Origin of the sequence: Paenibacillus sp. GCM10023250 (genome assembly GCF_042653205.1) — a bacterium.
Classification (GTDB): domain Bacteria; phylum Bacillota; class Bacilli; order Paenibacillales; family Paenibacillaceae; genus Paenibacillus_Z.
This window is the reverse complement of record NZ_JBHSHY010000020.1, coordinates 42,959-57,616: the sequence shown is the minus strand read 5'-3', so window position 1 is coordinate 57,616 and position 14,658 is coordinate 42,959. Positions and strand designations below refer to the sequence as shown.

At 65.1% G+C, this 14,658-nt stretch carries 8 protein-coding genes; 6 read left to right on the top strand and 2 right to left on the bottom strand.

The genetic code is table 11. The annotated features are described in order from the left end of the window. Window positions 1-59 precede the first annotated feature (59 nt). Complete coding sequence (locus ACFPB1_RS16410) at window positions 60-923, bottom strand: helix-turn-helix transcriptional regulator (RefSeq protein ID WP_379227187.1); 864 nt, start codon at window positions 921-923, stop codon at window positions 60-62. Between the two features lie 126 nt (window positions 924-1,049). Here ACFPB1_RS16410 and ACFPB1_RS16405 point away from each other — a divergent pair, with 126 nt between their 5' ends. From ACFPB1_RS16405 to ACFPB1_RS16385, 5 genes are all read left to right on the top strand, one after another. Next, window positions 1,050-3,062 carry a glycoside hydrolase family 127 protein gene (locus ACFPB1_RS16405; RefSeq protein ID WP_379227186.1) on the top strand — a complete coding sequence of 671 codons (2,013 nt, stop codon included), beginning with the start codon at window positions 1,050-1,052 and terminating at the stop codon, window positions 3,060-3,062. 240 nt (window positions 3,063-3,302) lie between these two features. After that, window positions 3,303-5,159, top strand: coding sequence for a heparinase II/III domain-containing protein (locus tag ACFPB1_RS16400; protein ID WP_379227185.1), 1,857 nt, complete (start codon window positions 3,303-3,305; stop codon window positions 5,157-5,159). 88 nt (window positions 5,160-5,247) lie between these two features. Further along, window positions 5,248-6,918: a hypothetical protein gene (locus ACFPB1_RS16395; protein WP_379227184.1), complete on the top strand. Its 1,671-nt coding sequence runs from the start codon at window positions 5,248-5,250 to the stop codon at window positions 6,916-6,918. Next, complete coding sequence (locus tag ACFPB1_RS16390) at window positions 6,915-8,042, top strand: glycosyl hydrolase (RefSeq protein WP_379227183.1); 1,128 nt, start codon at window positions 6,915-6,917, stop codon at window positions 8,040-8,042. Before ACFPB1_RS16395 ends, ACFPB1_RS16390 begins: the two co-directional genes overlap by 4 nt. Window positions 8,043-8,196: 154 nt before the next feature. Continuing rightward, the gene (locus tag ACFPB1_RS16385) at window positions 8,197-8,385 is read left to right on the top strand and encodes a DUF3973 domain-containing protein (protein ID WP_379227182.1); all 189 of its coding nucleotides are present in this window, start codon (window positions 8,197-8,199) and stop codon (window positions 8,383-8,385) included. Between the two features lie 183 nt (window positions 8,386-8,568). Here the strand turns inward: ACFPB1_RS16385 and ACFPB1_RS16380 are convergent, their stop codons facing one another. After that, window positions 8,569-9,159, bottom strand: a complete 591-nt coding sequence (locus ACFPB1_RS16380; RefSeq protein WP_379227181.1) for an AAA family ATPase — start codon at window positions 9,157-9,159, stop codon at window positions 8,569-8,571. Between the two features lie 541 nt (window positions 9,160-9,700). Here ACFPB1_RS16380 and ACFPB1_RS16375 point away from each other — a divergent pair. Continuing rightward, complete coding sequence (locus ACFPB1_RS16375; RefSeq protein WP_379227180.1) at window positions 9,701-14,632, top strand: CehA/McbA family metallohydrolase; 4,932 nt, start codon at window positions 9,701-9,703, stop codon at window positions 14,630-14,632. Window positions 14,633-14,658: the final 26 nt, after the last annotated feature.

The window sequence follows — 14,658 nt, the reverse complement described above, 5'->3', positions numbered from 1 at the left end:
GACCGCGCGAGCGACCGCGCGAACGCGCCCGCTCGCGCGCGCCGCCGCCTTCGCGGGCGTCACGTCGAGTACCGTTTCCGGAATTGCAGCGGGGACAAGCCGGCGAATTGCCGAAAGCGGCCGGAGAAGTACGGGGCGCTGGCAAAGCCGGTCTGCTCGGCGATCCGCGCGACGGGCCATTCCGTCTTCAGCAGCAGCAGCTTCGCCTGCTCCAGCCGGTACCGGTGGAGATAGGCCATCGGCGAGCAGCCGAACGTCTCCTTCATGCAGCGCACGACGTAGTTCGGGTGAAAATGGAGCGCCGCCGCCAGCGAACGGTTCGTGATGTCCGACTGGAAGTGCTGCCGGAGATACGCCTCCGCCTTGTTCGCGAGGCGGACGGCGGGCGCGTCCTCGTCGCGCTCAGCCCCGCGGTCCTCCAGCAGGTCGAGCAGCTCCAGGAACAGCCGCTGCTCCTGCCAGTACGCCGCCGTCCGGCCGCGGCCGGCTTCCGCCAGCAGCTTGGCGAGCAGTCCCCGCGCTTGGGCGAACTCCGCGGGCGAGGCGTATTGCGGCAGGCGGAGCGTGCGCGGGTTGGTCCACATTTGCCGCAGCGGCGGGGCTTGCTCGGCCGCCGCATCCGCCGTCCAATCGCCGGCGAAGTCGAAGTGAATCCAGTAAAATGCGGTTTCCGTCTCGCACGGCTTGACCGCGTAATGGTACCGATCCGGCAGCAGCAGGAGCGTCTGCCCCGCCGCGACCTCCCATTGCCGGTTCTCTTCGCCGATGTGCAGCGTGCCCTGCACGACCCAGAGCAGGTCGAAGATGCCGAGATTGCGCCGGTTCGGATGCTGGTCGCCGGGGGCGAAGACGGACAAGCCGGTCGTGACGTAATACGGCAGCGGCGGGAGCGACAGCGCGATCAAGCCGTTTCGGTCGGACATGCGCATGGCCTCCTTGTTTTCGTGAGGGTTAAATATCGCAAGAAACTGTGTCGTTTTGGGCGTAGAAGTCCCTTTATTCCGAGGATAAACTATCGGTAGGCAATGTTCAAATCCCATCATTTTTTCATGCAAAAGGAGAGGACGTTCGTGGCGAAGCCAATCAGCGGCAATCCCGGAAGCGGCGTACGCATTCGGGACGATTTTTGGGACCGGTACATGGACTTGGTCCGGGAGACGGTCATTCCGTACCAATGGGAGGCGCTGAACGACCGCATCCCGGATGCCGCGCCGAGCTATGCGATCCGCAATTTCCGCATCGCGGCCGGGCTTGAGGAGGGCGAGTACGGCGGGATGGTGTTCCAGGACAGCGACGTGGCCAAGTGGCTGGAGGCCGTCGGGTATTCGCTGGCGAAGCATCCCGATCCCGAATTGGAGCGCACGGCGGACGAGGTCATCGACTTGATCGCGCTGGCTCAGCACGACGACGGGTACTTGAACACGTATTTTACGGTCAAGGCGCCGGACGAGCGGTGGACGAACCTGCACGAGGCGCATGAACTCTACTGCGCGGGCCATATGATGGAGGCGGCGGTCGCCTACTACGAAGCGACGGGGAAACGGAAGCTGCTCGACGTCATGTGCCGGTTCGCCGATTATATCGGCGAGGTGTTCGGCGATGGGCCTGGCCAGATCCGGGGCTACGACGGCCATCAGGAAATCGAGCTCGCGCTCGTGAAGCTGCACCGGGCGACGGGCGAGGCGCGGTACTTGAAGCTGGCGCAGTTCTTCATCGACGAGCGCGGCGCGCAGCCGAACTTTCTCGTCGAGGAGACGAACCGGCGCGACGGGCGGAGCATCTGGACCGAGCGGCGGCTGCGGCCGACCGCGGCGGACATGGCCTATAACCAGGCGGACGTGCCGGTGCGCGAGCAAACGGCCGCGGTCGGCCATTCCGTGCGGGCCGTGTACATGTACACGGCGATGGCGGACTTGGCCCGCATTACGGGCGACGTGGAACTGGCCGCGGCATGCCGCCGCTTGTGGGCCAATATGACGCATAAGCAGATGTACATTACGGGCGGCATCGGTTCGACGCATCACGGCGAGGCGTTCACGTTCGACTACGACCTGCCGAACGATACGGTCTATGCCGAGACGTGCGCTTCCATCGGGCTGATCTTCTTCGCGCAGCGGATGCTGAAGCTGGAGGCGAAGGCCGAATACGCCGACGTCATGGAACGCGCGCTCTATAACAACGTGATCGCCAGCATGTCGCAGGACGGCAAGCATTACTTCTACGTCAATCCGCTGGAGGTCTGGCCGGAGGCGTCCGCGCGCAATCCCGGCCGGCATCACGTCAAGGCGGTCCGGCAAAAATGGTTCGGCTGCTCCTGCTGCCCGCCGAACGTGGCGCGGCTGCTGAGCTCGCTGCACGAGTACGTCTATACCGCCGACCCGGCGTCCGGCACCGTGTACGCGCATCTCTTCATCGGCGGCGAGGCGCGCTTCGCGCTAGCGGCCGGGCCGGTCGCGGTCACGCAGCGCTCCTGGCTGCCCTGGGAAGGCCGCGTCCGCTTCGAGCTGACCGAGGCGCCGTCCGTGCCGTTCGCGCTCGCCCTGCGTATTCCGGCCTGGTGCGGGGGGAAGGCCGCGCTCGCGATCAACGGCCGGCCGGCGGCGTACGAGACGAAGGACGGCTACGCGGTCGTGCGCCGCGCATGGACGGCGGGCGACGTCGTCGAGTGGGCGCCCGAGCTGACGGCGCGGCTGACGGCAGCGCATCCCGACATCCGCGCGAACGCGGGCAAAGCCGCCATCGAGCGCGGGCCGCTCGTGTACTGCCTGGAGGAGGCGGACAACGGCCGGCCGCTCGCGTCCTTGTCGGTGCCGGCGGACGCGGAGCTGAATGCCGCGCACGACGCCGCCCTGCCCGGAGGGGCGGTCGTCCTCGAGGCGGAGGGACAGGCGGACGACCGGGCTTCCTGGCGGGAAGATACGCCTTATCGTCCGCGCTCGGAGCGGCCTCGGTCCGTCCCGGCCCGGCTGAGGGCGGTTCCGTATTACTTGTGGGGCAACCGGGAGCCGGGCGAAATGACGGTATGGATCCGCGTGTCGGAGGCGGCGGGCGGGAACGGATGAACGAAGGCGGGCAATGCGGCGGCTTCGGGTGCGTAGGCACCCGGGGCCGCTTTTTTGGCGTCTCGCCGGGCCGCCTTCGGATGATTCCGGCGGCCCGTTCGCGCGCGGGGACATCAGGCCGCCGGTCCTGCCAGGCCGCCGTCAAATAATTATGCGGACGGCTCAAGATTCGACCAAATCCGCCATGCGGTTTTATATACAATGGAGAGGTACGAGCCAAGGAAAGGGGAGGGCGACGCGATGGAGCGCGAGCGCATATCGGCTGCTTTGGCCGCCGGCGCGCCGGGAGGGGCCGGGCTGTTGTTTCCGGAAGGCGGACAGGACGAATTTTGGCGGCAAGCGAACGAAGCCGACGATTACCGCGACATCGTCGCGGAAATCCGCGAAGAGGGGCGGAGGCTGCTCGGCGAGCCGATTCTCGAGCCGACGTACGCGCAGTTCGCGGCGTTCGAGCGGACGGGCCATCGGCTCGCCTACGAGCGGGCATACTTCGCGAAGCGGCGAAGGCTGAACACGATGGCGCTCCTGACGCTGCTGGAGCCCGGGAACGAGGCGTACCGCGGGGCGCTGCAGGATATCGTCTGGTCGATCTGCGGCGAATATACGTGGTGCCTGCCGGCGCATCTGCGGGGCTCCGCGGAGACGGACGGCGGTCAGGCCTTCGCCGTCGAGTCGCCCGAATGGAGCCGCCGGGAACGGGATACTTGCATCGATCTGTTCGCGGCGGAGACGGGCTTCGCGCTCGCCGAAATCTCGGTACTGACGGACGGGGCGCTGCCGCCGCTCCTGCGGAGCCGCATCGAGGAGGAAGTCGTCGGCAGGCTGTTCAAGCCGTATCTGCGGCAAGGGCCTTACTTTTGGGAAACCGCGGATCATAACTGGGCGGCGGTCTGCGCCGGTTCCGTCGCCTCTGCGGCAATGCTGCTTCTGCCGGGCTCCGAGGCACTGACGGCGATCGTCGGCAAGGCGATCGGCACGATGGAGCATTATTTGGCCGGCTTCGGCGCCGACGGGGCTTGCCTGGAAGGGATCGGCTACTGGAATTACGGCTTCGGCTATTACACGTACTTCGCAGATCTGCTGAAGCAGCGGACGAAGGGCGGCATCGACCTGTTCCGCGGCGACAAAGTCCGGCGGATTGCCGAATTTCAGCAGAAGGCGTACTTGGACGGCGCCACGACGGTGAATTTCTCCGACTCCGCCGGGCAGGCTTACGTGCAGATCGGCCTGTCGCATTACTTGGCCGGCCTCTACCCGGGCATCGCGGTTCCGCCGGACGCGCTGCGGGCGCCGTATGCGGACGATCACTGCAGCCGCTGGGCGCATGCGCTGCGCAACGTGCTCTGGTTCGATCCCGCGCTGCGGGGCGCCGATTGGGCGGACGGCGATTATTATCTGCCGGACGCGCAGTGGCTCGTCGGCCGAAAGACGACCGGCCGCGGACGCTTCGGCTTCGCCGCCAAGGCCGGCCGCAACGACGAGCCGCACAACCATAATGACATCGGGCAGTTCATCCTGACCGCGGACGGCGAGACGTTCGTCTGCGACCTCGGCAGCGGCGAGTACACGGCCGATTACTTCGGCGCCGGGCGCTATGCGTACGCCTGCAACGGCTCGCAGGGCCATTCCGTGCCGGCCGCGGACGGATACGTACAGGCGGAAGGCGCGCGAAGCGCCGCGCGGGACGTGACCGCGTCGATCGGCGAGGAGGCGGACGAGCTCCGGCTCGAGCTGGCGGACGCCTACCGCGCGCCGGGGCTTCACTCGCTGAGCCGGCGGCTGGAATGGCGCAAGACCGAGCTGCCGCTGCTCATGCTGGAGGACGAGTGCCGCTTCGGCGACAAGCCGGGGACGTTTGCGGAGCGCGTCGTGACCCGGCTCGAGCCGGTCCTGCGCGGCGACGGCCGCGTGACGCTGCAGGGCTCGGCGGGCCGCCGGCTGGTCATCGCCTACGACGCCGGGGAGCTGGAGGCGAGCGTCGGGACGCATGTCATGCGCGGCCACGACGGCATGGACACCGTCTGGCACGCCGTTGATTTCGCCAGCCGGCGGCCGAAGACGGAGCACCGGGTCAGGCTGGAATTTCAATTCGAATAAGGCGTGCGGCCGCGCGCGGCTTCCCGCGCCGGGACGACGCTTCGAGGCATACGGTTCGAGATCGATTCTTGCGGAGGAGGAATTGGACATGACGACGAACATGCTGCCGGCCCACGAAGTGCGCCAGCGCGAAATCGTGCGGAAGGCGGCCGTCCGGGCTTTCGAGCTGCCGGAGCTTCCAAGCGGCTTATGGTTTCACGGCGATATCCGCGACAATTTCTATTACGCCTCGTATTTGTTCGCGGCGGCGGCCGACCACGAGATGGACCTGCCGTTCGACCGCGGCGAAGCGGCTGCCGCGGCGGTCCGCGTGCTCGGCGAGGTGCTGGCGCTGCAAAACGCCGACCCCACCGCCGAGCTGTACGGCCATTGGCCGCTCGGCCTGGGCCCGGCGCCGCGGGAGGCGCGGCCGAGCCCGCTGCCGGCGGAATTGATGGCCGGCCTGATGGCGTATTTCGCCGCCCGGTATGACGCCGCGCTGCCGGCAGGGCTGCGCGCGGCGTTCCGCGACGCGCTGACGCACGCGTACCGGAGCCGCTTCTACGACAAGCCGCTGCGGGATTTCAACCACCACGAGGCCAAATACACGGCGCTCAAGCTGATCTTCGGCCGCCTGTTCGCGGACGAAGCGCTGCACGCGGACGGACGGCGCAGCCTGAAGCGGACGCTGGCGCATGTCCGCGAGCGGGGGATGGCCGAATACGGGGCGCTGCCGTGGTTCTGGCATTGGGTGCAAGCGTTCACATGCGCGCTTGCGCTTGCGGGGGACGACGGCGGGCGCGAGGACGAAGAGGAGCGGGCCGACCTGCGCGGGCTGCTCGATTGGCTATGGCACGAGCGGGCGCTCTATTATTTGAAGGGCGCCTGGGCCGCCCCGCATGCCCGCGCGCTGGGGCACGATCTGCCGAAGGACGGCAACGTCCTGTTCGATTACGCGCAGTTCGGCGATTTTCCGCTGCCGGATGCGCTGCCGCGCACGGAGTACGCCGGCCTGCTGTTCTACGAAGCGCCCGAGGAGGCGCGCCGCACGGCGCTCGACCGCCGGAAGCCGGCCGAGGTGCGCAAGCGGATCGCGCGGGAATACGGCGGCGAAGAGAAGATGCTGCACGCGTACACGTACCTCACGGCGCGGTTCGCCGCGGGCGGCCTGCTGGAGCGGTGCGAGGAATTCGACAACGAGCAGCACCGCTGGGACGTCACGCTGCCGCTGATGGCTTCCGGCAGCGTCAACAAGGCGTACTTCTTCCATCCCGGCCGGGGCTACGCGGAAGGCGACCCCCGCCACCGCAGCGGCCATGAGCAGGTGCTGTTTCACAAGAACATCGTCATGGCGCTGTACGACATTCCGGAGACGGAGGACGGGCGGATCGTCGGCGTGCTGCCGAAAGGCGAATGGATCGCCGCGGGCAACGCCCTGCATGCGCTCGTGAACGACGTGTATTTGACGGTTTATCTGATGCAGCCGTTCGCGCTGCGCGAGGAACGCGACCGGATGACGGTCGTCTGCGCCGGCCGGCGGCACGGCGCCGTGGTGGAGGCCATGTCGGCGGAGGACGCGGACTGCATGGGCATCGACAGCGTCGAAGCGCTGGCCGCCGGCCGGAAGCAGCGGCCGCCCGCGTTCAGTGACGGCGAGACGCTCCGCATCGATTACGTGACCCGGCAGGGGCAGCCGCTGCGGCTGGAGTGGACCGGCGCGAACGGGACGCCGGCAAGCGAAACGGCGGAATTAAAATCAAAGGGAGGCGTTTGGCGATGAGTTTGACGACCGATTGGATCGAGGAAGCTTGGGCGCGGACGGTGGACAAGGTGAAGCGGACGAGCGGACGGATCGGCAGCGGGTATCCGCACGCGAGCGTGAACGGCCGCTACACGCTGGAGGCGCCGGACTGGTGGACCGCCGGCTTCTGGCCGGGGCTGCTCTGGCTGCTGCACGACGGCAGCGGCGAAGCGTCGTTCCGGCAGCTGGCCGAGGCTTGCGAGGGAGGACTCGACGCCGTGCTGGACCGCTACGATGAGCTCGATCACGACATGGGCTTCATATGGGCGCTGACGAGCGTCGCGCGGTACAAGCGGTACGGCGCCGAGGATTCGAGAAACCGCGCGCTGCTCGCCGCCGGCCAGCTGGCCGGGCGGTTCAACCTGAAGGGGAACTATATCCGCGCCTGGAACCCATGGCGGGCGAACGACGACAACGCGGGCCTCGCGATCATCGATTGCGCGATGAACATGCCGCTGCTGTTCTGGGCGTCCGCCGAGACGGGCGACCCCCGTTTCCGGCACGTGGCCGAGGCGCACCTGGACACGGTGCTGCGGGAATTCGTCCGCCCGGACGGCTCCGTCTACCATATCGTCCGGTTCGATCCCGAGACGGGCGAGCGGCTCGAGCGGATCGGCGGTCAAGGCTTTGCGCCGGAATCCGCCTGGTCCCGCGGCACCGCGTGGGCGCTCTACGGCTTGGCGCTCGCCTATCGCCACACCGGCCGGACCGCGTATTTGGACGGGGCGAAGCGCGTGGCGCATTTCTTCGTCGCCCATCTGCCGGCGGATCACGTGCCGCACTGGGACTTCCGCCTGCCGGACGGCGTCGAGCGGTTCCGCGATACGTCCGCCGGCGCCTGCGCGGCCTGCGGCCTGCTGCTGCTGGCGGATTGCGAGCCAGCCCACGGCGCGCCTTACCGGGCGGCGGGCGTCCGAATCTTGGAGTCGTTGTACCGCAGCTACGGCGCTTGGGACGACGACGGGGAGGAAGGGCTGATCCGCGGCGGTACCAGCCATTATCCCGAGCGTAAACACGTCGACGTGCCGCTCGTCTATGGCGACTATTTCTTTATAGAGGGGCTTGCGCGCTTGAGAGGCGCGGCTGTTATCGCCTGGGAGTAGCGGAGCTTCGCCTTCGCGTTGTTCGCGACGGACGGGTTGCACGAGGGGGTCCCCCGCAGGTTCATGCGCTTCCAAGACGCGATTGTTGTGTAGATAGCGTGCGGGAAGGCCGCGAACGGGCGGGACGACGAGTTTACGAGGGAGAGGAGCGAGCATGTATTTTTGTTTGAAGTGCAGGCGTCTTCACGAGCAGACCGTTCCCGGGATGACCATGGAGTCCGGCTTCGTGTACCGGGATTGGATGCTCGTGCACGCGGGGATCTGCTCGGAGCCGGCGGCCGCCGCCGAGGAAGACGGCGAGGACAAACGGCCGTTCGAAAACGCCGGGCTGATCCTGGCGTAAGGCGCCTCCTGGGAAGCCCTCCTCCGCATGGGCGAGGCGCTTCACCGGCATGCCGGCGGCAGCGGCGCGCATGAGCGCGCCCGCGGCGGCTTCGCACGCACGCGGCCGCTTGGCGGCGCAAGGACGACAAGGACCGGAGCAGGCGATTGCCCTCCGGTCCTTGTCGTTCTATTGGCGCGCGCGTCAGGTGCCGCCGAGCACGAACCGCTCGAGCTCGGCCAGCTTCGCGTCCGTGAGCGGCCCCGAATTGTCGAAGCCGAGGACGGAGCCCGGCGGAAGCGTCCAGGAGATCGTCCTGCGGCGCAGCGAGGACCGGAACGCGTCCCAATGGCCGAGCTTCCACGCGTCGAGCGAGGAGTCTCTGGCCTCGATGCGCGCGCGGTAATCGTCGTCTCCCGGCAGGAAGACGGAGACGACCTTGACGTTCGCGTCGCCGGTGGTCGCGCCGATGCGGGCGAGCTCGCGGTCCAGCCATGCCGGATCCGCCGTCTCCTTCGTGAACGGGCCGATCACGACGGCGTCCAGGCCGAGCGCCAGCTGCTGCAGCGCGGCGTCCATCGTGATTCGGTAGCCCAAATCGCGGCAGTGCGCCTTGTAGAACGGCGAATCCCGGTCCTCCGGGTCCTTGCCGGCGAGCGTCATGAGCGCTTCCGCCGCCGGCCGCAGCAGCGTGTCCATGTCGAGGAACGCGCCGCCGTGCTTGCGTACCCACGCTTCGGCCAGCGTTGTTTTCCCCGCGCCGGCCGGGCCGACGAAAAAGAGCAGCTTGCGCATGCGTTCACCTCCGGTCCGTTTGGTCGTCACAAGAGCTTATGAGCTTGTACCGACATTGTAGCACAGCAGGAGCCGTGAGCGCGCGGCTGCTGGTGGATGAACGAACGGCCGAACGCTCGGCAGCCTGAAGCGCCTCGCGGGAGGCCTCGTTTGACCGCGCGTGCTATTATGAGACGGCAGAACCGCTCGCAGATCGGATTTTTGCCAATCGGTATTCATTCGTGATCGGCCTGCCATAGATTCGACCGCCGCTGCCCTATAGCGGCGGTCTTTTTACATATTCTTCTTATGCACTTTCATGCCGGGCATTCATCTAATCCCCGCTCCGTAATCGGGCTTTTCCCTTGTTAGGAATTATTATCCATATATCGTCTTACTTCCTAAACAATTTCTTCGTGTTCTCCGAACATCCGGCTAACAAACCGCCAGTAGAATGATGTCGTTTTTATCCAAGAAAGGAGAAGCGACGAGAGGGGAAACAGGTCAGGGAAGCATGGAATTGCGATAGTACCATACGACGGAAGGAAGATCATTCGACCTTATGTGGAAAAAATGGCTCAATGCGGGGATTGCCGCCTCGCTCGTGTTCGGCATGTTGCCGTACGGCAAAACGTACGCGGCGATCGAGGGCAATGCGGGCACCTCGACCGAGGCGCCTCCCTTTACGTACGAAGGCGGCACGACCGGCAAGGACGTGACCGCGGGCGACACCTACTATTACGTGCAGAACGACAAGGCGATCGCCATCATCTCCAACAAAGTCGGCAAGAACAACGCGCAGGGCTCCTTCAAGAAAGGATGGCCCGTCGATTTCGTCTCCAAGGACCCGAAGGCGAACATGAAGGAAACGCTGGACTGGTCCGAGCTCGTCATTAGCCCGACGATGAACGACAAGTACGCGCAGACGGGATCTCAGCTCGACTTGAGCGGCATCTCCGTCGCCGGCGATTCGATCGTCGCTTCGGGTCAATGGGACGGCAATACGAAAATCAAAGGCTCGGTCAAGTACGAGATGCTTCCGGACGCCCCTGTCATGAAAATGACGCTGACGCTGAACAACACGGACACGAAGGACTTCTCGGGCTACTTCCTCTATTCGCTCGATCCCGACGTGCCGGGCGCTCAGGTGTCCTACGCGCCAGGTCTTGGCTGGCTGCCAGGATTGCGCACCTCCGGATGGAGCGAGAATTATATCTATGACGGCACCGATACGTCTTCCGGCGAACCGGCCCACGCCATCGCGTGGCTGGACAGCCAGCCCACGGGGATTCACGGCAACGATATTTATTTCGGCGCTTGGTTCGACGCCAGCATGAAGGCGGGCGAGAGCAAGCAGATTTCGTGGTACCACATCACGGAAATCCCGTCCGAGCGCGGCAACGCGTACGATAATTTCTCCGCGTACGCCAAAGAGCTTTCCGTGCTCGATCCGGCCGTACCGGACTACAGCAAGGTCAGCGGCACCATGACGGACGCGTCGACGGGCCAAGGCATCGCGGGCGTGACGCTGATCGCCAAAAACATCAACGCCCAGGTAGCGGGCACGGTCACGACGGATTCCGCGGGGAAGTACGAGCTGTACCTGCCGGCCAATACGTACACGCTCACGGCATCGCGGGCCGGCTACGAAGCGAAGTCCAGCTCCGTCGAGATCACGTCCGATCCGACTATCGAGTATCCGATGGATTATTCGATGACGCCGATTTCGGTCAGCGCGGGAACGGGGGTCAAGCTGCTCGGCTCGATGTCCGAAGGTTCCATGGACGATATCGTGCTCCAGAATTCCAAAATCGCCATGGCGATCGCGAAGACGACCGTCGACTCGCAGCTGAAAAATTCGATCGGACGTCCCCTTGATTTTACCGTGCAGGGCATGGCGGACGATCTGGACTGGATCAACCTGCCGTATTTGCGGACGGGCACCATGCCGGCGAACAATCCGTGGGACGTCGAGACGGTCACGTCGACGAGCGTGGACGTCGGCACCGTCACGGCGGAAGAGGCGTCCGTGAACGTGACGGGCACGTATGCCGAAGTGCCGGGCATTCAGGTCGATACGACCTACTCCCTTAAACAAGGCAAACCGTGGATCGACGCCGAAACGGTGTTCAAGAACACGACCGGCGAGGACCTGACGGCCTATGCCGGCGACGCGCTCGACCACGACGGTCCGGGCACGATCTCGTACGTTCCGGGCGTCGGCCAGCTGCCCGATACGGGCACGTACACGCCGTCTTCGCCGTGGTTCGCGCAATACGGCTCGTCCGGGCAGGAATACGGCATCATTTACGATACCGGCTTCAGCGGCTTTACGGTCTACGGCAACAACACTTACGTGGTGAGCGAGAAGCAGATCACGATTCCCGCGGGCGGCGAATACCGCATGCTGCGCCATCTCGTCGCGGTCGGCACCGAAGGTCTCGTGGACAAGAGCGCCGCGATGAACGACGTCTACGACACGCTGATCAGCGAGCAGACGGGCATCCGCATGGATCTCGCGACGGACAAGAGCACGCTGGAAACCGGCGATGCGTTCAAGGCCACGCTGACGGTGACGAACGATTCCGAGCAGACCGTGACGGGTCTCGCCGGCAACCTGAAGCTGCCGGCCAACCTGTCGACGGGCGACGCGCTCGAGCAGCCGATCCCGGATATTCCGGCGCACGGCAGCCAGTCCGTGTCCTGGAATCTGAACGCGAGCAGCGGCGGACACGGCAACCTGGAGGTTGGCATCGACAAGGACGGCGCGCCGTATACCGTCAAGACCGAGCAGGTCTTCGTGAACGGCCCGGGATGGTACGCGGGAGATAACCACACGCACAGCCGCTACAGCGACGGCAGCGGATCGATTAACGACAACGCGACCGTGGCCCGTAACAAAGGGCTGGACTTCCTCACGGCGACGGATCATAACTCCATTAAGCAAAAAGATGACGTGCTGAAGGAGAACCGCCCGGATTTCGTCGAGCTGCTCGGCCAGGAAGTGACGACGGGTACGGGGCATTCGCTCGCCTACGATATTTCCAGCCTGATCAACTGGGCGCAACCGACGCAGGGCTATATCGACGAGACGCGCGCCAATAACGACGGCCAGGGCATGCACTTCATCGCGCATCCGTTCTACCCCGGCCTGGAGTGGGAAGATTGGAGCGTCAAGAATTACAACGGCATCGAGGTGTGGAACGGCTTTTACCCGCCGAAGCACACGGTCAATGCTCAAGCGTTCGCCAAGTGGGACGAGCTGAATAAGCAAGGCCGGCACTTGATCGGTCTCGCCAACTCCGACGCCCATAACCCGGGCAAGGTCGGCGATCCGCATATCAAAGCTTACATGGACAAGCTGTCCAAGGAAGACGTCTACAAGGCGATACGATCGGGTATGCTGTACGGCACGAACGGCGACATTGACCTCGAATTCACGGTGAACGGACAGCCGATCGGCTCCGACGTGACGGTCGATCCCGCCGGCGGCGATGCTGCAATTACGCTAAGCGGCTCCGCTCCGGGTGGCGTAACGGCCGCACGCCTGATCAAGAATGGCGCGATTTTGCAAGAATATAAATCGCTCTCGGGCACGAGCTGGACGCAGACGGTACAGGATGCCGCCATGCCGGGCGACTTCTACCGGATGGAGCTCGAAGGCGCCGGCGGCAAATTCGCCTTCTCGAACCCGATCTGGGTGACGGACGGCGTGAACGTACCGCAAAGCATGAGCTTCGATCACCCGAATCCGAAGCTGCTCGAAGGCAAGTCAGCCGTGCTGGACGTTACCGGCACATACATCGACAAGTCGACGCGTGCCTTGTCCGCGACGGGCAAGCTGGCGTTCGCCAGCAGCGATCCGGCGACGGTCGCAGTCGAAGCGAACGACAGCTTGACGGCCGTGAAGCCGGGACAAGCGGTCGTGACCGTGTCCTTCGGCAACCTGGAGATCCATACGACGGTCACCGTCGAGGCGAATCAGGCGCCGATCGGTCAGCCTGGCACGTATTCGACGACGGCCGGGCATCCGGTAGACGGCTTGCTGGCCGCGACCGACGCGAACGGCGATCCGCTGACGTACGGCATCGCAACCCAAGGCACGAAAGGCGTAGCTACCGTGACGAACCCGGCGACGGGCGCGTTCACATACGTGCCGAACGAGGGCGTCGAACCCGGTCTGGACAGCTTCACGTTCACGGCAAACGACGGCAAGCTGACTTCGGCTGAAGCGGCCGTGACGATTACGATCAACGCGGAAGAGCCGGGCAATACCGCACCGATGGCGGCTGACGGCAGTTTCGAGACGGATCAGGGCGTCCTGCTGAAGGACGTGTCGTTATCCGCGGCGGATCCGGACGAGCACGATGCGTTGACGTTCGCGATTGTTACGAACGGCGAGAAGGGTACCGCTTCGATCGTCGACCCGGCGACGGGCAGCTTCACGTACACGCCGAAAGCCGGGGTTTCGGGCACGGATCATTTCACGTTCAAAGTCAATGACGGCCATGCCGACTCCAACGCGGCGACAGTCACCGTCACGATCAAGCCGGGCAATCATCTGCCGGCAGCGCAGAACATCACGGTTAATACGACGACGGGCGTCGCCATCGAAGTGACGCTGCAGGGTACGGACGCGGACGGCGATCCACTGACGTATGCGATCGTCGATCAAGGAACCAAAGGCGTGGCCGAGATCGCGAATCCCTCGGTCGGCAAAGCGGTCTATACACCGAACGCCGACGTGACCGTGGAAGCGCAGGATACGTTCACTTACCAAGTCAGCGACGGGAAGGGCACGTCCGCGGCGGCAACCGTCACGGTCTCGATTAAGCCTCCGGGCCCAGGACACGGAAACGACGGAAATCCGACGCCTCCGCCGGCGCCTCCGCAGACGCCGAGCAAGCCGGAGGAACCGGTCGATGCGCCTAAACCGCCGGCGCCAAGCAAGCCAGTCGACCAGATCTTTAACGACGTGGCGGGCAGCTGGGCGAAGAGCTACATTCAGCAGGCCGTCGACGGCGGCCTGATCAACGGCTTCCCGGACGGCACGTTCAAGCCGGAGCAGCCGATTACGCGGGTCGAGTTCCTGGCCGTGCTCGTCAGGGCGATGCGTTACGATGAAGCAGGCTCGACCGGCCAATTCAAGGATCTGGCGAACGCTCCAGCCTGGATAACCGACGCCGTCGGCAAGGCGCTCGCAGCCGGCCTCGTTTCCGGCTACGACGACGGCACGTTCCGTCCGAACCAGCCGCTCAGCCGGGCGGAAATGATCACGCTGCTCGCAAGAGCAATGGGGTTGACCGACAACAGCATGCCGTCTACGTTCGCCGACGCCGCTTCGATTCCGGCGTGGGCGCGGAGTCTCGCGGAGCAGCTGAAGCAGCAGGGCATTATCGAAGGACGCGGCGCCGGCAACTTCGCGCCGAATGCGATTTCGACCCGGGCCGAAGCGGTCAAGGTCATCGTATCCGCCCTGCAAGTGATTCAATAACGCAAGTTCGACCGATGCGGGAATAC